The 18,895-nt window shown below is 70.2% G+C and carries 18 protein-coding genes; 14 read left to right on the plus strand and 4 right to left on the minus strand.

Annotated features, from left to right (window positions below):
* The 9 genes from NM961_RS22015 to NM961_RS22055 form a co-directional block, all read left to right on the plus strand.
* On the plus strand, positions 1–493 hold a 493-nt coding region (locus NM961_RS22015; protein ID WP_255916588.1), incomplete at its 5' end, for an MbcA/ParS/Xre antitoxin family protein.
* 145 nt (positions 494–638) lie between these two features.
* Positions 639–1,508 carry an MBL fold metallo-hydrolase gene (locus NM961_RS22020; RefSeq protein WP_255916589.1) on the plus strand — a complete coding sequence of 290 codons (870 nt, stop codon included), beginning with the start codon at positions 639–641 and terminating at the stop codon, positions 1,506–1,508.
* A gap of 224 nt (positions 1,509–1,732) precedes the next feature.
* Positions 1,733–2,542 (plus strand): S1/P1 nuclease, encoded by an 810-nt coding sequence (locus tag NM961_RS22025; protein ID WP_255916590.1) that lies wholly within the window; start codon positions 1,733–1,735, stop codon positions 2,540–2,542.
* A gap of 145 nt (positions 2,543–2,687) precedes the next feature.
* Positions 2,688–4,148: a pyruvate kinase gene (gene pyk / locus NM961_RS22030; protein WP_255916591.1), complete on the plus strand. Its 1,461-nt coding sequence runs from the start codon at positions 2,688–2,690 to the stop codon at positions 4,146–4,148.
* A 261-nt stretch (positions 4,149–4,409) separates the two neighbouring features.
* Positions 4,410–4,913: a hypothetical protein gene (locus NM961_RS22035; RefSeq protein WP_255916592.1), complete on the plus strand. Its 504-nt coding sequence runs from the start codon at positions 4,410–4,412 to the stop codon at positions 4,911–4,913.
* A 9-nt stretch (positions 4,914–4,922) separates the two neighbouring features.
* A complete protein-coding gene (locus NM961_RS22040; RefSeq protein WP_255916593.1) occupies positions 4,923–5,516 on the plus strand; it encodes a metal-dependent hydrolase in 594 nt (197 codons plus the stop codon).
* Positions 5,517–5,650: 134 nt separating this feature from the next.
* A complete protein-coding gene (locus tag NM961_RS22045; protein WP_255916594.1) occupies positions 5,651–6,070 on the plus strand; it encodes a DoxX family protein in 420 nt (139 codons plus the stop codon).
* A gap of 270 nt (positions 6,071–6,340) precedes the next feature.
* Positions 6,341–6,910, plus strand: a complete 570-nt coding sequence (locus NM961_RS22050; RefSeq protein ID WP_255916595.1) for an ECF-type sigma factor — start codon at positions 6,341–6,343, stop codon at positions 6,908–6,910.
* Between the two features lie 91 nt (positions 6,911–7,001).
* Positions 7,002–9,671, plus strand: a complete 2,670-nt coding sequence (locus NM961_RS22055) for a serine/threonine-protein kinase (protein WP_255916596.1) — start codon at positions 7,002–7,004, stop codon at positions 9,669–9,671.
* Positions 9,672–9,855: 184 nt separating this feature from the next.
* Here the strand turns inward: NM961_RS22055 and NM961_RS22060 are convergent, their stop codons facing one another.
* The 3 genes from NM961_RS22060 to cysG all read right to left on the minus strand — a co-directional run bounded on the left by NM961_RS22060 (position 9,856) and on the right by cysG (position 13,401).
* On the minus strand, positions 9,856–10,821 hold the full coding sequence (locus tag NM961_RS22060; RefSeq protein WP_255916597.1) for a hypothetical protein: 966 nt from the start codon (positions 10,819–10,821) through the stop codon (positions 9,856–9,858).
* Between the two features lie 113 nt (positions 10,822–10,934).
* A complete protein-coding gene (gene cysK / locus NM961_RS22065; protein ID WP_255916598.1) occupies positions 10,935–11,909 on the minus strand; it encodes a cysteine synthase A in 975 nt (324 codons plus the stop codon).
* Positions 11,910–11,964: 55 nt separating this feature from the next.
* Positions 11,965–13,401: a siroheme synthase CysG gene (gene cysG, locus NM961_RS22070; RefSeq protein WP_255916599.1), complete on the minus strand. Its 1,437-nt coding sequence runs from the start codon at positions 13,399–13,401 to the stop codon at positions 11,965–11,967.
* Positions 13,402–13,769: 368 nt separating this feature from the next.
* Between cysG and NM961_RS22075 the strand changes: the two genes are divergently transcribed.
* The 5 genes from NM961_RS22075 (at position 13,770) to NM961_RS22095 (ending at position 17,456) form a co-directional block, all read left to right on the plus strand.
* Positions 13,770–14,798 (plus strand): LysR family transcriptional regulator, encoded by a 1,029-nt coding sequence (locus NM961_RS22075; RefSeq protein WP_255916600.1) that lies wholly within the window; start codon positions 13,770–13,772, stop codon positions 14,796–14,798.
* Between the two features lie 217 nt (positions 14,799–15,015).
* Entirely contained in the window at positions 15,016–15,567 is a 552-nt protein-coding gene (locus tag NM961_RS22080; protein ID WP_255916601.1) for a hypothetical protein, read from the plus strand.
* Positions 15,568–15,712: 145 nt separating this feature from the next.
* Positions 15,713–16,333, plus strand: a complete 621-nt coding sequence (locus NM961_RS22085) for a hypothetical protein (protein ID WP_255916602.1) — start codon at positions 15,713–15,715, stop codon at positions 16,331–16,333.
* Positions 16,330–16,890, plus strand: coding sequence for a hypothetical protein (locus NM961_RS22090; protein ID WP_255916603.1), 561 nt, complete (start codon positions 16,330–16,332; stop codon positions 16,888–16,890). The genes NM961_RS22085 and NM961_RS22090 overlap by 4 nt, the downstream gene beginning before the upstream one ends.
* The gene (locus tag NM961_RS22095; RefSeq protein ID WP_255916604.1) at positions 16,887–17,456 is read left to right on the plus strand and encodes a hypothetical protein; all 570 of its coding nucleotides are present in this window, start codon (positions 16,887–16,889) and stop codon (positions 17,454–17,456) included. Before NM961_RS22090 ends, NM961_RS22095 begins: the two co-directional genes overlap by 4 nt.
* Here NM961_RS22095 and NM961_RS22100 read toward each other — a convergent pair.
* On the minus strand, positions 17,433–18,710 hold the full coding sequence (locus NM961_RS22100) for a hypothetical protein (protein ID WP_255916605.1): 1,278 nt from the start codon (positions 18,708–18,710) through the stop codon (positions 17,433–17,435). The genes NM961_RS22095 and NM961_RS22100 overlap by 24 nt on opposite strands.
* Positions 18,711–18,895 lie beyond the last annotated feature (185 nt).

Here is an 18,895-nt window from a genome sequence, read left to right on the forward strand (position 1 = left end):
CGCCCAGCGCCCGCCGGCCGCACCGCCGCCGCAGCGCCCGGCGGCGCCGTCCGCTCCTTCCGTTCCGCCGGCCGCGGCTGCGCGCCCGGCCATGCCCACGCCGCCGCCCGCCGCGCGTCCGGCCGCACCTTCGCCGTCGCTGGGCCGTCCGGCGCCGGCGCCACCGAACACCTTCAACGTGCCGCCGCACCAGTCCAACAGCGCCGTGCTGGCGGACTTGGCGCGCCAGGCCCGCGCCGCCCGCGGCGAACTGCAGGCCGCCCAGGAAGCCTTCGCCCGCCGCGCCCTGGCCCTGTACGAAACCCTGCGCATCGTCGACGACAGCCTGGTCCAGCTGGCCACCCATGTCCTGGGCAACAGCGTGATCGCCTCGACCTGGTTCAGCTCGCGCAACCATCACCTGAACCAGCGTTCGCCGCTGGAAGTGCTCATGGTCGGCGACCGCGAGGCCGTGGTCAGCGAGCTGATGCGCCTCGAACACGGCGTGTACTGAGAGCCGGGATCACTGATTCGGGATTCGCAGAAGCAGGCCAAGGCCGGCGTCGCGAGTGCCGCCCCCAGCGCGGCTTTCACGAATCCCAATCCCGAATCCCGTCGCTCTACGGCACAATCGGGCCAGGACCATGCCGGAGTGCGCGATGCCGTTGCAGATCCAGTCGTATTTCCATGCCGCGACCAATACCTGGTCGCATCTGGTCAGCAATGGCGACGCCACCGCCGCCGCGGTCATCGATCCGGTGCTGGACTTCGACCCGGCCTCCGGCCGCGTCAGCACTGAATCGGCCCAGGCCATACTCGCTGCGGTGCACGCGCATCGGCTGCGGGTGGAATGGCTGCTGGAAACCCATGCCCACGCCGACCACCTGACCGCGGCCGACTGGTTGCGGCGCGAGCTGCGCGCCGAAGGTCATCCGGCGCTGACCGCGATAGGCGCCGGCATCGTCGCCGTGCAGCAGCACTGGAAGCAGGTGTTTGCACTGGGCGATGACTTTGCCGCGGACGGCGCGGATTTCGACCATCTGGTCCACGACGGCGAACGCCTGCCCCTGGGCGAGCTGGAACTGCAAGCCCTGGCTACGCCCGGTCATACCAGCGACGGCATGAGCTACTGCGTCGGCGACGCGGTCTTCGTCGGCGATACCGTGTTCTCGCCTAGCGCCGGCACCGGCCGCTGCGATTTTCCCGGCGGCGACGCGGCGCTGCAGTTCGCCTCGGTGCAGCGCCTGTACGGCTTGCCCGCGGCGACGCGGCTGTTCCTCTGCCACGACTACCCGCCGCGCGACGCCGAGCCGCGCGAGATGGTCGACCTGGTCGAGCAGCGCAGCGGCAATGTGCAGTTGCGCCGCGACACCGCGCTGGCGGACTACGTGGCCCTGCGCACTCAGCGCGACGCCACCTTGCCGGTGCCGCGCCTGCTGTATCCCGCGCTGCAGGTGAATATCCGCGCCGGGCGGCTGCCCGAAGCGGATGCGGACGGGCGGGCGTTCCTGCGTATTCCGCTGCGCTGAAGGCAGGTTGCCCGGCCGCAGGCCCGCGTTGTTGCCGCCGCCGGAAAGCTGCGGTCAGCTGGCCGGGCGGCAGCGTTCGCAGGCGCCGGCCGGCAGCCCGGCGCGGCGTGCCGCAGCTAATTTTCCACCTCGCTTCTCCTGCTGCCCTTTTTCGCCGGCGCGCGCTTTCCGCCGGCCGCCCGCGCTGTGGCAGACTGGCCCATTGATCCTTGAGGGAGCCCACGATGTCCCTGCGGCAACTCTTCAGCGCAGTCCTGGCGGTGGCCGGACTGATCTCGGCCGGAACCGCGGCGGCCTGGGGGCCGCTGGGCCACCGCACCATCGCCGGCATGGCGCAGGAGCGTCTGTCCGAACCGGTGCGGCGCGAAGTGCGCAACCTGCTGCAGCCGGACAATGAAAGCACCCTGGTCGATATCGCTACCTGGGCCGACGACCTGCGCGACATCGATCCAGCCCGGGCCCGCGCGACCGGAAAATTGCACTATGTGAATTTCTCCAGCGCGCAGTGCCGCTACACGCCGCAGCGCGACTGCCGCAAGGGCGAGTGCGTGGTGGCTTCGATCGAACATTATTCCGCCGTGCTCGCCGACCGTTCCCGGCCGCGCGCCGAACGCGCCGACGCGCTGCGCTTCGTCTCCCATTTCGTCGCCGATGCGCACCAGCCGCTGCATGCGAGCTTCAAGCCCGACAAGGGCGGCAACAGCGTGCAATTGCGCTACGGCCGCGAAGGACGCACGCGCAATCTGCATTCGGTGTGGGATTCGCTGATCCTCAATTCCTCCGGCCTGCGCTGGCCGCAGTACGCGCAGACGCTGCAGCGCGGGATCAGGCCGCCGGCGGCGATGGGCGACGCGACGGCCTGGGCCGAGGAATCCTGCCGCGTGGTGCGCGACGAGGCCGTCTACCCCGACGGCAACCGCATCGACGATGCCTGGCTGCAGCGCCAGCGCCCGCTGGCCGAGCAGCGCCTGCAACTGGCTGCGGTACGCCTGGCCGATCTGCTGGAACGCCTGCTCGGCCCGGCCCCGCGCTGAACGCGCGGCCGGGTTTCCGGCCGCCGCGACGACGCCCGCGGCGCGTGCCGCCGCTGCCGTGCACAAGTATCCCGCCGCGCAGTGTGGCGACGCCGCCTTGTGCTAGCTTTGTCCGATCCCGCCAACGACGACGAACGACAGCCCCATGCAGACCCGCCGCACCAAGATCATTGCAACCCTGGGCCCGGCCACCGACGCCCCCGGCATGCTCAAGCGCATCATCGAGGAAGGCGTCGATGTGGTGCGGCTCAACCTGTCCCACGGCGCGGCGGCCGATCATGTGCGGCGCGCCCAGGAAGTGCGCCGCGCGGCCGAGGAACTGGGCCGCGAAGTCGGCGTGCTGGCCGACCTGCAGGGGCCCAAGATCCGCATCGAGAAATTCGCCAGGGGCCGGGTGGAACTGCAGCCCGGCCAGCCCTTCGTGCTGGACTGCCGCGCCGATGCGCCGCCGGGCGACGACAGCCGCGTCGGCGTGAGCTACCTGGGCCTGCCCAACGATGTGAAGACGGGCGATACCCTGCTGCTGGACGACGGCCTGATCTCGCTCACCGTGCTGGAAGTGGTCGATGCCGAAGTGCGCTGCCAGGTGCTGTTCGGCGGCGTGCTGTCGGACCGCAAGGGACTCAACCGCCTCGGCGGCGGCCTGTCCATCGCTGCGCTCAGCGACAAGGATCGCGCCGACATCCGCCTTGCCGCCGAGATCGGCGCCGATTTCCTTGCCGTGTCCTTCGCCAAGAGCGCCGATGACATGAACGAGGCGCGCCGCCTGCTGCGCGCCGCGGCCGGGCAAGGCGCCCTGGTGGCCAAGATCGAGCGTGCCGAGGCCATCGACGTGCTCGGCGAGATCATCGACGCTTCCGACGCGGTGATGGTCGCCCGCGGCGACCTCGGCGTGGAAATCGGCGATGCCGAACTGCCCGGCCTGCAGAAGAAGATCATCCGCGAGGCCCTGGCGCGCAACCGCGTCGTGATCACCGCGACGCAGATGCTGCAGTCCATGGTGGAATCGCCGATCCCGACCCGCGCCGAAGTGCTGGACGTGGCCAATGCCGTGATCGACGGCACCGACGCGGTGATGCTGAGCCAGGAAACCGCCGCCGGGCGTCATCCGGACAAGGCGGTCGCGGCGATGCGCCGGGTCTGCCTCGGCGCCGAGCGCCAGTTCGAGCCGCAGGAAGGCTTCCAGCGCGGCAGCCACAGCCTGGAGCGCACCGACCAGGCCATCGCCATGTCGGCCATGTTCCTCGCCGTGCAGGTGAGCCCGCGCGCGATCATCGCCCTGACCGAATCCGGCGCCACGGCGCAGTGGCTGTCGCGCTACCGTTCGGCCGTGCCCATCTACGCGCTCTCGCGCAGCGCGCCGGCGCGCCGGCGCATGCAGCTTTATCGCGATGTATACGCAGTGGAGTTCGACGCCCGGGGCGTGGATCCGGCGCATGCGACCAAGGCCGCGGTGCAGCACCTGTTCAACCTGGGCCGCCTGGCCGAGAACGACCGCGTCATCGTCACCACCGGCGACCACACCGGCCGCCTCGGCGGTACCAATACGCTCAAGCTGCTGCGCGTGGGGGCTGGCGGGCTGGCGGAAGGACTGGGCGATCTGTGACGCCGCGGCGGCCGGGTCCCGGTCGCTGTATATGTTTTCAAAGGTGGATAACTGCTCGGCCGCCGGCGCTGTTTCCCGCCGACCGCCGGCGCTGCCGCCGCATGGCCGGCTTGTGCCCGGCCCGCAGACGGACAAATGGCGGCCGCGGCATGGACTGCGCCGCTTCCTTGTGCGGCCGCAGCCATCCCGGCGACAATGCGGACGGCCTTTCGCGCCCCGAATCAACCCGCGATATCCGCTGCGGCGGACAGAAGGTTTCCGATGCGACGCGTTCCCCCACGACCGGCCTTCCGCGCCGGCCTCGCCCTGACGGTACTGCTGGCCGCGACCGCCACCACCGCGCAGACCACGCCGCGCCCGGTGGCAGCCAAAGACCTGGCCAGGTACTGGCTGGTCGCCAGCGAAGCCATGGAAGCGCTCAAGCCCAATACCGGCGTCAATCTCTACGTGCCCAGCTGCGCCGTCGTGCGCTATGTAATCAACAGCGATGGCTCGACCAGCGACGTAGTGCTGGAAAAACTGGTCCCCGCCGGCGATCTGGGCATCGTCGCCACCAGCGCCATCGACAGCCTGCAGTACGCCGCGGCGCCGTCCAACCAGGCGCTGACGCCGGTGGTTACCCGCGTCACCCTGCCGCTGAACCTGCCGCCGCTGCGCGGTACGCCGGAAGAGCGTGCCAAGCTGCAGGCCCAGCGCGACCAGGTGCTCGCTGCCTGCGAAACCCAACCGCCCAAGGACGGACCCGCGCCCGCCGGACAGTCCTAGTCCGCCGCCATGCCGTTCACGCCGTTCCACCTGGGCCCGGGTCTCGCACTCAAGGCGCTGGGAGGCGAACGGTTCAGCCTGATCGGTTTCGGCCTGGTCCAGGTCGCGATGGACATGGAACCCTTCCTGGGGCTGATCAACGACTGGCCGGTGCTACACGGGTGGACGCATAGCCTGCTCGGCGCCACGGCCATAGGCGTACTGGTCGGCCTGCTGACGCCACGGCTGGGCCAGCCGCTGCTGCGTATCTGGAACGACCGCTGGCGCGACGAGGGCCTGCCCGGGTTTGCCGCCGGCGAACGTCCGGGCCGAAATGCCGCGCTGGCCGGCGCGCTGCTGGGGGGCTGGGCGCACGTGGCCCTGGACGCCGTCATGCATGCCGATCTGCACCCGTTCTGGCCCTGGTCCGAGGCGCGCCCGCTGCTGCATCTGCTGAGCCTGTCCGCACTGCACCGTGCCTGCGTCGCGGCCGGTGCGGCGGGCGCCGCGGTCTGGCTGTGGCGCGGCTGGCGCCGCCAGCGCCGCCTGGCACAGCAGGCGGCGGTGCCGCGTCGCGCGGCGGCGAAGCCTGCGGATTTCGGCGGCGGCCACAAAGGCTCGTGAGCCGAGTCGCCGGACTGTCCGTTGCACTGATTGCTTGTATCGTGCGGTCCGTCCCGCCATTGCGCCCGGCGGCTTGAATGCGCCGCGCCCAGCCGCTTTGATCGGTGTCCGCCATCGCCGCCGGATGCCCGTCCATGAACCTGTTCGCCGCCCGTACACCTGCACCGCAGGCTTCAGCGCATGTCCTGCTGCTGCTGCGTCTGTTGCTGGCCGGACTGATCGCCGCCCACGGCTGGGCGCGCTGGTACTACGGCGGCATCACGCCTTTTGGCACCTGGCTGGACGGCCTGGGCTTCCCCTTCGGCCTGGGCATAGCGACGGCGGTCACCGTCATCGAGATCCTGGGAACGCCGCTGTACGCCCTGGGCCGGCTGGTGCCGCAGCTCAGCCTGATCTACGCCGCGATCTACGTCATGGGCATAGTCCTGGTGCATGCGCCGGCCGGTTGGTTCGTGGTCGGCCTGGGCCGCAACGGCATGGAGTACAGCGTGCTGCTGATTGCGGCGCTGCTGGCGGTGGGATGGGCCAGCCGTGCGGGTGGCCAGGAGGCGTGATTCGGGATTCGCAGTAGCGGGATTCCTGCGATTCGAGACCGGGGATTCGGAGAAGAGCGGGGATCGGGCATTCGGGGTAGACGCCCCGCTTCGGCGAACTGCGGGCATCCGGCGGCCACCGCTTTTGCAAATCCGAATCCCGGCCCTTCTCCCCGCCACTTGCCGTGGTCTCGAGCATGTGCCCCAGCCCACAGAACCCCCGCCGCGCATTTGCCGCCGCTGCCCAGTCGTGGCAAGTTCGGTGCGGGGTGGCTTTGCGGGGTGGGACGGGTGGAAGTCACGGAACTGATCGTGCAGGCGCGGGCCGGCGATGCGGCGGCGGCCGGGCGGCTGTTCGAGAGCGTCTATGCGGATCTGCGCAGTCTGGCCGCGCGCCAGGTCGGCCGTATGCGTGCTGACATGCGCGCCACTTCGCTGGTGCATGAAGCCTGGTTCCGCCTGGCCAGGCCCGATGCGCTGCAGCTCAAGGACCGCGAACATTTCTTTGCCGTGGCCGCGCGCGCCATGCGCCAGCTGGTGATCGACCACGCGCGCCAGCGCATCGCCGGCAAGCGCGGCGGCGGCGCGGTTGCCACCGAACTGGATTCGCAGCTCGCCCACGACGGCGGCGAGCGCGACCAGGAACTGCTGGCGCTGGACCAGGCCCTGCGCCGGCTGGAAGCCCTGGACGCGCATCTCTCGGCCCTGGTCGAGATGCGTTTCTTCGGCGGCCTGGAACTGAGCGAGATAGCGACGCTGTGCAACCGCTCCGAACGCAGCCTCAAGCGCGACTGGCGCAAGGCGCGCGCCTTCCTGCACCAGCAACTGGGCGGCGAGGCGCTGCCGGCGGATTCCGACTGATGCCGCCGCGCGCCTGCACGCCGCTGAGCACCTGGGCCCGCGGCGTACGTCCGCGCGGCCCGCGGCCGGGAATTATCAGGGGAGCCTGCGCATGAACGAAGCCGAGCTGGCGCGCTGGCGCCGCGTATCCGACCTGTTCGACGAACTGGCCGAGCTGGACGCGGCGGAACGCAGTGCGCGCCTGGAGGCGCTGCAGCGCGAGGACGCGGCACTGGCGCGCGAACTGCGTGCCCTGCTCGATGCCGACGCGGCCGACTGCGGCGTGCTGGATCGCGGCGTACAGGCGCTGGCGCCAACCATCGTCGAGGCGCTGGCCCAGCCGGAAGCGGAAATTCCCGATACGCCCGCCCCGGTGGCGATAGGCCGTTTCCGCCTGGTGCGCCTGCTCGGCCGCGGCGGCATGGGCGAGGTCTACCTGGCCGAGAGCACCCAGGGCGATTTCGTGCAGCAGGTCGCGCTCAAGCTGCTCAAGCGCGGCATGGATTCGGACGAGATCCTGCGCCGCTTCGTGCAGGAACGGCGCATCCTGGCCCAGCTCAACCACGCGCATATCGCCGGCCTGGTCGACGGCGGCGTCAGCGCCGAGGGGCGGCCGTACTATGCGATGGAATACGTCGCGGGCGAGCCGCTGACCGAGTACGCCCGCAGCCGCGGCCTGACGCCGCGCGAGCGTGTGCAGCTGATGGTGCTGATCTGCGACGCCGTTGCGCATGCGCAGTCGCGCCTGGTCGTGCACCGCGATCTCAAGCCTTCCAACATCCTGGTCGACGGCGACGGCCAGCCGCGCGTGCTGGATTTCGGCATCGCCAAGATTCTCAGCGACAGCGCCGAGGACGGGCTGACCCGCACCGGCGCGCGCGCGCTGTCGCCGGCCTACGCGGCGCCCGAGCAGATCCGCGGCGAGCCGGTCAGCACCGCGACCGACGTCTACGCGCTGGGCGCCGTCCTGTATGAGTTGCTTTGTGGGCGCCTGCCGCACCGGCGCAGCGCCGCCGCGCTGGAGGACGGCGATACCGACACGACGGTCGAACGCCCCAGCCAGGTGCTGCGGCGCGCCAGCGTGGAGGAAGCCACGGCCACCTACGGCCGCCGCGGCGGCGACCGCGACCGCGCCGCGCGGGAGATCGGCGGCGATCTGGACACCATCGTGCTGGCCGCGCTCAAGCGCGAGCCGGAGCGGCGCTACGTCAATGCCAATGCCCTGGGCGCCGACCTGCGCCGCTGGCTGGAAGGCCGCACCATCTCGGCGCGCGCCGACACGGCGACCTACCGCCTGCGCCGTTTCGTGCGCCGCCACCGCTTCGGCGTGCTGGCCGGTTCGGCCATGCTGCTGTTCCTGGTCGTCAGCCTGGGGCTGGCGCTATGGCAGGCGGCAATCGCGCGCGCCGAGCGCAACCGCGCTACCGAGCAGGCCGCGGTGGCGACGGCGGTGAGCAACTTCCTCACCGAGGACGTGATCCGCTCGGCCAATCCCTACCGCAGCAAACTGGACATGAGCGTGACCCAGGCGCTGATGCAGGCGCGCGGCTCGGTCGCCCAGCGCTTCGCCGCGCAGCCGCGCACCGAAGGCGCGGTGCGCCGCGCGCTGGCCGAAAGCCTGGCCCTGGCCGGCGAGCGCGCGCCGGCGCTGGAGGAAGCCCGCGCCGCCCACGCCGTGCTGGCCGCCCGCTTCGGCGAGCGCGACGCGGACACCTTGCTCAGCCGCGCCGTACTCGGCCGCCTGCTGCAGGCGGTGGAGGAGAACGAGGCCCGCCGCGTGTACGAGGAAGGCCTGAACTATGCCGGTGCCGCGCCGGACGATCCGGCGCGGCTGCGCTATACGCTGGGGCTGGCCTCGCTGGATGTGGAACTGCGCAAGGAAGACCAGGCGCTGCAGAGCCTGGCCGCGATCGAACCCGCCGTGCGCCGCATCTTCGGCGACGGCAGCGACGAGCATTTCGACCTGCTCAACCACCGCATGCGCGCCTATGCCAATACCGACCGCTACGAGCAGACCCTGGTCGTCGCGCGCGAGGCGCTGCAACTGGCGCGGCAGCACTTCGGCGCGGACGATCCGCGCGCGCTGGAATGGCTGCAGCGCGAGGGCATCGCGCTGCGCCTGCTCGACCGCCACGAGGAAGCGCTGGTGCCGGTGCAGAAGACCCTGGCCATCGCCGAGGCGCGGCTGGGGCCGGAGCACCCGGCCACGCTGTACGCCCATCTGCAGGTCGGCATCGTGCTGATGGAGCTCAAGCGCTACGAGGAAGCCGGGCCGCATATCGATCCCATCGTCGAGTACGACCGCCGCGCGAAGGTGAGCGGCGACAACCCGCTCACGCACAAGGTCTACCAGGCGCGCCAGCGCCAGTACACCGGCCGCGTGGACGAGGCGCGGCGCATCTTCGAGGAGATCAACAGCCAGGCCCGGACGGTGCTCGGCGCCGGCAGCGCGCAGGCGCTGCCGTACGCGCAGACATTAGGCATGTTCCTGATGCAGACCGGCTCCCACGCCGAGGCCGAGACACTGCAGCGCAAGATCATCGCCGATTCGGAAAAGGCGCTGACGCCGGGCCATGTGAACACCGCCAAGTACGCCTTCGACCTGGCCGAGAACCTCTCGGCCCAGCCCGACCGTGCCGCAGATCTGCTCGCGGTGCTGGAGACCTGGCTACCGAAATGGGAGCAGTTCTTCGGCGACAAGGATTCGCGCGTGATCGACGGCAGGAAGTGGCAGCAGGAGGCGAAGCAGCGCCTGGCGCTGGACGGTTCCGCGGCGAAATAGAAACGCGCGATGAATCAGTTCGCGCCGACGAGTTCAGGTCAGCGGCGGCGGCTCCTGATGCACCGAGGTGAAGCAGCTTCTTTTCCATTTGCGGCAGTGGCTCGCGGCGCACCGCGCTGCAGCTGCGTTTGTTCCCCGAGACCGGCAGCGGCTCGCCGCGCGTCCAGGCGAAACGGCATCTGCGCTATGCCAGCGGCAGCGGCTCATGCGCGCGGCAGGCGCTGTCATGCAGCTCCAGTGTCGGCGCGACCGCCGCAGCCACATTGCTGCTGCCCAGGCTGTACAGGAAGGCGCAGGCCGAATAGCCGGCAGCGACGGCGTCGTAGTGGCGCGTCCACTGTTCGCGCTGCGGCAGATGTTCCGCAGGCACCGGCCAGATGGCGGGTCGCGGTCCCAGATGTCCGGCGATGCCCATGCGCCAGGGCTTGCCGGTGAGGCGCGCGCGGAAGCATTGCTGGTTGCGGCACAGGGCGGCGTAGCGCGCGTCGGCGCCGAGCGCGTCGAAGCAGGCGGTGGTTTCCGCCGCGTCGGGGCGGAACGCGGCATGCGTGACCAGCACGCGCAGGCCTGCCGGCGTGCGGTACAGGCGCAGTCCCCAGGACGGCCGTTGCGCGGCAAAGCGCCGTACGCGCATTTCGGTGGCGGTTATCGAATGGCGCCGCCGCCACCGATCCGCCAGCGCCGTCAGCAGGGCGTAGGCGACGCCGATTGCCAGCACGGCCATGAACAGCGCGAGCCCGGAAAGCTGCCGCCACGCGACGATCACCAGCAACAGCCACAGCAGCGCCGTCACCGCATGCCACCGCATCGGCGCGCCGCGGGCATAGTCGATATCGACGAACAGCACGTCGGGCGAATTCAGGCAGTGCGCGCCGTAGGTATTGCGCGTGACTACGGTTTCGCCGTGGCGGGCGAGGATCTCCTCGCGGATAGGCACGCCGGCGCCGCCGTTGTACGCGACCTTGGGTTCGCGCCGCGGCAGCTTCTCGCCGGCGAGCACGCGCCGCAGGGCCTCGTCGGCGCGTGCATTGGCATTGCGCTGGGCATCTTCCTGGCTCAGGTCCGACCAGCCGAAACGGCGCACGGTGAATTGCCGGCCGCCTCGGTGCTCCTGTACGCGGCTTTCGGCCCAGTATTGCGGAACGATCATGCGGCGCGCCTGTGGTCGCTATCGAGCGGCCAGTCTAGCGCGCGGCAGGCGCGGCAGGACCAGGCCGCCGCAGCGGCCTGGTCCCCCTGTGTATCAATGTGCGTAGTCGCGACTCAGGCTGCCTGTGCCTTGCTCTGCAGCGAAGCCAGCCACTCGTCGTCCGAGCCTTCGCTGATGCCTTCGAACAGGATGGTGGAGAGATAGCGTTCGCCGGTGTCGGGCAGCATGGCGAGGATGGTCGAGCCGGGTGCGGCGTCCTGGGCGACCTGCAGCGCGGCGGCCAGCGTCGCACCGGAGGAGAGGCCGACGAAGATGCCTTCCTCGGCGGCAAGGCGGCGCGAGGTATCGCGGGCGACGATATCGTCCACCGGCAGGATGCGGTCGGCGATGGTGCGGCTGAGCACGGCCGGCAGGAAGTCCGGCGTCCAGCCCTGGATCTTGTGCGGCTTCCACTCCTGGCCCGAGAGCAAGGCCGCGCCGGCGGGCTCGCTGGCGATGATCTGGATGTCCGGGCGGGCCAGCTTGAGCACTTCGCCCGCGCCCGTGATGGTGCCGCCGGTACCCCAGCCGCTGACGAAGTAATCCAGCCGCCTGCCGGCGAAATCGCGCAGGATTTCCGGGCCGGTGGTGCTGCGGTGCCAGGCCGGATTGGCTTCGTTCTCGAACTGGCGGGCGAGGAACCAGCCGTGCTGTTCGGCCAGTTCCTTCGCTTTCTTCACCATGCCGGTGCCGCGTTCGGCGGCCGGGGTCAGGATCACCTTGCCGCCGTAGGCGCGGATCAGCTTGCGGCGTTCGATGGAGAAGGTCTCCGTCATCACCGCGACGAAGGGATAGCCGCGCGCCGCAGCCACGGCGGCCAGCGCGATGCCGGTGTTGCCGGAGGTCGCTTCGACGATGGTCTGGCCGGGCTTGAGCAGGCCGCGGCGTTCGGCGTCGAGCACGATGGCCAGGGCCAGGCGGTCCTTGACCGAGCCGGCCGGATTGAAGGCTTCCACCTTGACGTACAGCTCCACGTGCTTGGGCGCCAGGCGGTGCAGCTTGACGATGGGGGTGTTGCCGATGGTGTCGAGAATGCTGTCGTAGATCATGGCGCGGCTCCCGGAGCAGGCGAATATTTGTAGATAAATTTCAAAAGGTGCAATGTCAGGCGGCGCGGGCCAGCGGCGCCGGCAGCACCGGCCCCAGCGGCGCGGCGCCGAACCAGTGCAGGCACCCGCCCAGCGCGGCGACTTCGCCGACGATGAGCAGGGCCGGCGATTTCACTGCGTGCTGCGCTGCCAGCTGCGGCAGTTCGTCCAGCGCGCCCAGCACGACGCGCTGTTCGGTGCGCGAGCCGTTCTCGACCAGGGCCACCGGCGTGGCGCCGGCGCGGCCGTGGGCGAGCAGATGCGCGCGTATGCGTTCCAGCCCGGCCACGCCCATGTAGAACACCAGGGTCTGGCGCTCGGCGGCCAGGGCCTGCCAGTCCAGCGTGTCCAGCGATTCGCGGCAGTGGGCAGTGACCAGGCGTACCGACTGGGCGTGGTCGCGGTGGGTCAGCGGAATGCCGGAATACGCGGCGCAGGCGAGGGCGGCAGTGATGCCGGGCACGACTTCAAAGGCGATGCCGTGCTGCTGCAGGAATTCCAGTTCCTCGCCGCCGCGGCCGAACACAAACGGGTCGCCGCCCTTGAGCCGCACTACGCGGCGGCCGGCGCGCGCATGTTCGAGCAGCAGCGCGTGTATGCCGGCCTGGGTGGTGTGATGGGTGCCGGCTTCCTTGGCGACTTCGATCAGTTCCGCATCGCGCCGCGCCAGCGCCAGCACCTCGCGGCTGACCAGGCGGTCGTGCAGGATCACGTCGGCTTCGTTGAGCGCGCGCAGGCCACGCAGGGTGAGCAGGCCCGCATCGCCGGGACCGGCGCCGACCAGCACCACGCTGCCCTGTGCCGTGCTTTTCTCCGCCGCGGCGAGTTCCTGTTCCAGCGCCGATTCCGCAATCGCGATCTGGCCGCGGCGCACGAATTCGGCCACGCGGCCCTGCAGCACCTTTTCCAGGAAGCGGCGGCGCCGGCCCAGGTCGGCCAGACGCCCACGGATGCGTGCCCGCCAACGGTCGGCCAGCGCCGCCAGGGCGCCGAGTGAAGGATCCAACAAACGTTCGATCTGCTCGCGCACCAGGCGCGCCAGCACCGGCGCGGCACCGCCGGTGGATACGGCGACGACCAGCGGCGAGCGGTCGATCACCGCCGGTACCTGGAAACTGGAGCGCTGCGCATCGTCGACCACGTTGCACCAGATGCGCTCGCGCGCCGCGGCGGCGGCTACGGCGGCGTTCACCGCGCTGTCGCTGGTGGCGGCGATGACGAGCCAGGCACCGTCCAGCCAGGACGGCTCGAATTCCCCGGAAATCAGGCAGATGCGGCCCTGATCGGCCCACAGCCCGAGATTCCTGCTGAAGGCCGGTGCGCCGACATGCACATCCGCGCCGGCTTCCAGCAGGGCGGCGACCTTGCGTTCGGCGACCTGGCCGCCGCCGGCAACCAGCACGCGGCGGCCTGCAAGCTCGGCAAAGATGGGATAGAGTCGGGAAGCGGGCATGGCGGTTTCGGCGGGAATACCTGTAGGCATGGGTAGAACCGACACGACTTCACCGCGGCGGTTGCAGGACCATGCTGTGCGCCCGCTGCTTCGCAGGGAAGTGAGCAAACGCTGTGCCGTTATGCCGTTCAGGCATGTCCGGGACAGACAGCCGTATAGACGTCTAAATGATCTATCGTTATAGTCGAATCACCCCGCCTGGACCGAAAGGGCTTCCGTGAACAAAGCCCCGGGCAGGCTCGATCCCAAGGAGCGCAACAAATGAAACCGATTAATTACGCCACCCGATTCTGTATGAATTACGTAACTACCAATTGGCGTCGCCCGCTTACGTCCGAACTGTTGCGATCTCCCCAGAGAAGGCCGTCATGACACTCACTCAGCTGCGTTACCTGATCGCCATTGCCGATTCCGGCCTGAACATCACGCTCGCCGCCGAGCGCGTACACGCCACCCAGCCGGGCATCTCCAAGCAGCTCAAGCAGCTGGAAGATGAACTCGGTTTCCAGATCTTCGCCCGCAAGGGCAAGAGCCTCGAACGCATCACTCCCGCCGGCATACAGGTCATAGACCGTGCCCGCGTGATCCTTGCAGAAGCCGCCAACATTCGCGCCCTCGCCGCGAACCTGCGCAACGAAGCGCAGGGCGAACTGCGTATTGCCACCACCCATACCCAGGCGCGATTCGTGCTGCCGCGGACCATCGCCAGCCTGAAGCGCCGTTATCCCCAGGTCAGCGTCCACCTCAAGCCCAGCGGCGATGCCGAAGTGCTGGCCTTGCTGGAACGCGGTGAAGCGGATATCGCCATCGTCTCCACCGCGGGCAGCGTGCCTGCCGGCGGCATGGCCGTGCCGCTGTTCCGCTGGGACCGCCATGTCCTGGTTCCGCGCACCCATCCGCTGGCCAAGCTGGACAAGGCGCCGCGGCTTGATGAATTGGCGGAATATCCGCTGGTCAGCTACGAATCCTCGCTCAAGCCGGATTCCTCGCTGCGCCGCGCCTTCCTCGGCGCCGGTCTGCTGCCGCGCATCGCCATCACTGCGCGCGACGCCGATCTCATCAAGACCTATGTCCGCGCCGGCCTCGGCGTCGGCGTGCTGGCCGAGATGGCGCTGCTGCCGGAGGACCTGGCCGACCTCAAGGCCTTGCCGGCGCCGGGACTGTTCCCGCTGTGCACGACCTGGGTCGTGCTGCGCCGCGACCGCGTGCTGCGCGACTACGCGCTGGACCTCGTCGCCGAACTGGCGCCGCAGCTGGACCGCCGCGGCCTGCGCCGCGTGCTGGACGGCGTGACCACGCCGGACTGGCCCGCGCCGCCGCACTGGCGCCAGCTGAACGCCTCGGCCGAGACCAAGCCGGTCGTCGCCGGCAGCAGCTACGCCGCCCAGGCTGCCTGAGCCGCCGCAACAGGAACGCCGCCGCCTTCGGGCGGCGGCGTTTTTCCATGGTGGAAAAATCTGTCCTGGAACGTGTGGATAGCGAAAACTTGCGGCGCGGCCCGCTTTCGTCCGACTTCGCTTGTGCCGCGCAGGGCGCCGGCCGGCATGACAGTCGCCGCATCCGATTTCCGGTAGCACTCCCGAACGCCGATTCCGGCCTGACGGAGCCTTGGCCTTGGCCAGCACCTACAACGTCCTGATCTGCTCGCCCGCGGGTTTCCTGCAGCAGCAGCGTCTCTGCCTGAGTGTCGATCCCGCCGACGGCAGCAGCCTGATCGTCGCCGCGCGCGATCCCGATTCCACGCTGCAGCACTGGATCGTGATGGACCTTGGCAACAGCAATTTCGCCTTCTGGAACGATCCGCTGCACGTGCTGGTGGCGGACATGGACACGGGCGCGCTGTCCCTGCGCTACAAGCCCGCAGGCCCCTATGCACCCTACGCCACGGACGAGTTCTGGAACGGCGCGCTGAACCAGAGCCTGGCGGATTTCATCAAGAACGCCTTCGTCCAGTTCGGCCAGGGCATCGCCGGACTGTTCTCCGGCGCAACGCATATCCATTGGCCCGGCGTCGCCATGCGACCCAACTTCGACTACAACCGCAACCTCAACATTCTCGGCGACGGGCCCTGGGCGCCGGGCCGCCGCGTCGCCGCCTGGGACGGCTGGGGCGGCGGCGATCCGAATGAACTGTGGTGGCTGGAGGCGCGGCCGCTGACTCCGTAGGCACGCCGGCGGCGCGCCGTGGCAGGTCTGGCCGCGTCAATCAGCGGCGCGGCAGCTGTGTTGCAGGCCTGCCCAATCGGTGACGCGATCAGCAGCGTCGGCGCGGGCCGGCGTGCCAGAATCCGCGCGTTTTTTGCCTCTGCGGGTGCGGCTTCTGAAACGGCGTCTGTCCCAACCTGGCTGGCTCGACGGCAATGCGAAACAGGTATCGGTCTGGCTGCTGCTGGGCGCGGTCGGCGCCGTCGCCGGGCTCGCGACCTGGCTCAGCGGTGGTTTTGCCGCGGCCAAGCCGCCGGCCTTGCCGGCGCTGGAAGCCGGCAAGGGCCTGGATACCGGCCAGTGGCACGTCGTCGTACAGCGCGCCTGGCTCAGCGCACGCCGCGCCGACGGGCGCGAGGCGCCGCCGGGCAAGGTGGCGCTGAACCTCGACGTGGAACTGACCAACCGTACGCGCGAGTCCAGCAGCGATATTGCCTCAGCCTTCCGCATAGGCCTGCCCGCGATCACGCCCAAGACGCCGCCCACCCTGCTGCGCGACAACAGCGTGCTGGGCATGCTGCATCCGAAGATGCCCGAGCGGGTCGCCCTGTCCTGGGAGGTGCCGGCGGGCACGGCGATCCCGGATCCGCTGCCGGTGGTGATCCTGAGCAAGGTGTACAAGTCCCGCGACAATCTCAGCGGCGGCGCGGGCTGGTTCACGCCCAAGCCGCTGGCCGAAGTGCACCTCCACGTGGCCGCGCCCGACGCGCCGGTGACGCCGCCATGAGCCGGCTGCGCGCCCTGGGCTGGACCGTGCTGGCGCTGGCCCTGCTGCTGGCCATGCGCGAGTCGACACCGAATTACGACGCCTTGGTCGGGCCGCTGGTGCAGCGCGGCCGCAGCGGCGAAAACCTGGCGGGCCGGCGCTTCGAGGCGCGCGTGGACGCGGTGCATGCCGCGCGCCTGATCCGTTACGAACGCCGGCCCGACAGCGTCGAGCAGCGCGACAGCAGCGGCGTCTGGCTGGTGGTCGAGGCCAGCGCCCGCGCGACCCAGGTGCCGGTCACCCTGGGCAATGCCCAGTTGCTGACCCGCGACGGCCGCCGCTACGCCCAGAGCGGGCGCCTGCCCCTGAGTCCGCCGTTGCTGGCCGCGCGCGAATTGCAGCCCGGCATCGAAAGCCGCGGCGTGCTGCTGTTCGAGCTGCCGGCCGATGCCCTGGCCGGCGCCGTGCTGGCCCTGTCCGAGAACCGCCTGAGCCGGCTGGACTCGGAGCTGCATATCGACCTGGGCCTGGCCGTCGCGCCGGCGCCGCGCGAGTTCTACGACCTGGTGCGCCCATGAGGACGCGCCGCCTGTACCGGCGCAGCCTGGCCGGCCTGATCCTGCTGTTGCCGCTGGCGCTATGGACGGCCAGCGGCGAAGGTCTGCTGGACTATCTGCGCAGCCGGGCCGTGGACGAGACCGTGGTCGCCGCCTGCGGACGCCAGGACTACGGCGGCAGCAGCTGGCGTATCGACGGCTTCCAGTCCTGGAGCGGCGTGCTGCCGGCCGAGGCGGCGGCGCCGGGGCTGAACTTGCAGGCGGCCAGCCTGCCGCCGGGCGTGCATCTGCTGCGCGTGCGCGTCGCGCTGCGGCCGGGCGATGCGGAAGCGGTGAAGCACCTCGACCGCTGCGAGCTGGAACTCGCCGATAGCCGCGGCCGGCGCTGGAAACCGCAGCCGGCGCCGCTCAAGCGCCGCGAGTTCCCTGCGCGCTGCAGCGGCAGCCTGTCCGATCCGCCCCAGGTGGCGCTGGAATTCCGCTTTGAACAGGATTTCCTGCTGCCCGAGGATGCGGTCGACGACGTGGCTGCGGTGATACGCCTCGGTGCGGAAAAGCCGCGTCTATTGCGGCTGCAATTGCGCTGAGGCGGGCGGCGGCGCGGGCACGGTGCCATGGCGGCGCTGCCAGGCGGCCACGCCCAGCTCCAGCGTTGCGGCCAGCAGGCAGATACGCAGCGGCTCGAACAGCAGGCTGGCGCCGGTGCCCAGCGGACTGCCCACGAACAGGGCCAGCGCATTGCCAACCGGGCGCCAGAACTCTGCCGGGTGCGGGCCGATCAGCTGCGTGGCCAGCACCCAGGCCTGTACCGACAGCCATTCCAGGCCGCGGTAGCCCACACAGAAGGCCAGCACCAGGGTCAGCCCGGCTTGCAGGGTCAGGCGCAGGCTGTTTGCCACCGGCACGTAGCGCGTGCGGTAGCCCTTGACCACGTCATCGCCGAACTGGCGCAGGGTGGCGGGCAGGCGGTCGTAGCGGTCGACCAGCTTTTCCAGCCGGCGGTTGGTGGAGAGCAGGGATTTCTCGCCCAGCTCGCGGCCGAAGATCAGCGCGGTGATCGCCAGCCAGACCAGTGGCAGCAGGGCGGCCAGGAACAAGCCCTGGGCTGCGTTCCAGACGGTATCCATCAAGGTCGGCAGGCCCGGCGCCAGCGGCGCCTGGGCGAGATCGGCCGAGGCGCCGCCGAAGTACTGCCAGACCACGCGCGATTCCAGCCATTTCATCGCGACTTCCTTGCCGCGGGTGATGACGAACAGGCCGATGAAGACCCAGTTTGCCTCGCACAGCACGATCAGCGCCTGCCAGCCCGGCGAATGCTTGCGCGCCTCGCGTGCCTTGGCGTAGCGGCGCAGCAGCCAGGACGCGGCCACCGAAATGAGCAGGCCGCTGGATTTCAGCGCATCCAGCAGCGGCCCGTACTGGCCCAGCGGGTCGCGCGCCAGGCCGGCCAGGGAATATTCGCGCACGGTTTCGCCGAGCAGTCCCCAGGCCGCGTAGTAAGCGAAGAACGGCACGAGGGCCAGGGCCAGCGCCGAAGCCAGGCGGTCGCCGCGTCGCGCCGGCCCGGCTGTGTCGTCCGCCACCGCAGCGGTGCTGCCCAGCGCCGGCAGCGAAGGACGCAGCACATGGAACATGGCGATGACGATGGCCAGCTCCAGCACCACCAGCGGCGCCAGCAGGGACAGGCCCAGCACGTGATTGCGCAGGCCGGCCTCGACCACCAGGCGCAGCAGCCATTCATTGGCCAGGTAGCCGGCCAGCACCAGCAGCACCAGCGGCGGCCAGTGCTGCCGCCACAGGCCGAACGTGGTGCGCAGCAATTGCAGGGGAATGGAGTGCATGGCCGCGGAGCATGTCATCGCGTCGCGGCGGGTTCCAGCGATCCGGTAGCGTTTCCGCGGCGTGCGGGAGCACTCCACCGGCGGCCGCGCTACAACGACGCAGTGAGCGCGGCTTCCCCGCGGCGTGCAGCGCGCTCCCAGGGAGCGCGGCCTGCCGGTGCGGGACATCGGCGTTGCCGCGCCCG

Source organism: Tahibacter harae (assembly GCF_024437735.1).
Lineage (GTDB): Bacteria > Pseudomonadota > Gammaproteobacteria > Xanthomonadales > Rhodanobacteraceae > Tahibacter > Tahibacter harae.

Coding starts and splice junctions, on each gene's coding strand:
- NM961_RS22095 (WP_255916604.1), top strand. CDS start 16,887: ATGAGGACGCGCCGCCTGTACCGGCGCAGCCTGGCCGGCCTGATCCTG.
- cysG (WP_255916599.1), bottom strand. CDS start 13,401: ATGCCCGCTTCCCGACTCTATCCCATCTTTGCCGAGCTTGCAGGCCGC.
- NM961_RS22020 (WP_255916589.1), top strand. CDS start 639: ATGCCGTTGCAGATCCAGTCGTATTTCCATGCCGCGACCAATACCTGG.
- NM961_RS22090 (WP_255916603.1), top strand. CDS start 16,330: ATGAGCCGGCTGCGCGCCCTGGGCTGGACCGTGCTGGCGCTGGCCCTG.
- NM961_RS22045 (WP_255916594.1), top strand. CDS start 5,651: ATGAACCTGTTCGCCGCCCGTACACCTGCACCGCAGGCTTCAGCGCAT.
- NM961_RS22055 (WP_255916596.1), top strand. CDS start 7,002: ATGAACGAAGCCGAGCTGGCGCGCTGGCGCCGCGTATCCGACCTGTTC.
- cysK (WP_255916598.1), bottom strand. CDS start 11,909: ATGATCTACGACAGCATTCTCGACACCATCGGCAACACCCCCATCGTC.
- NM961_RS22025 (WP_255916590.1), top strand. CDS start 1,733: ATGTCCCTGCGGCAACTCTTCAGCGCAGTCCTGGCGGTGGCCGGACTG.
- NM961_RS22060 (WP_255916597.1), bottom strand. CDS start 10,821: ATGATCGTTCCGCAATACTGGGCCGAAAGCCGCGTACAGGAGCACCGA.
- NM961_RS22100 (WP_255916605.1), bottom strand. CDS start 18,710: ATGCACTCCATTCCCCTGCAATTGCTGCGCACCACGTTCGGCCTGTGG.
- NM961_RS22035 (WP_255916592.1), top strand. CDS start 4,410: ATGCGACGCGTTCCCCCACGACCGGCCTTCCGCGCCGGCCTCGCCCTG.
- pyk (WP_255916591.1), top strand. CDS start 2,688: ATGCAGACCCGCCGCACCAAGATCATTGCAACCCTGGGCCCGGCCACC.
- NM961_RS22040 (WP_255916593.1), top strand. CDS start 4,923: ATGCCGTTCACGCCGTTCCACCTGGGCCCGGGTCTCGCACTCAAGGCG.
- NM961_RS22075 (WP_255916600.1), top strand. CDS start 13,770: ATGACACTCACTCAGCTGCGTTACCTGATCGCCATTGCCGATTCCGGC.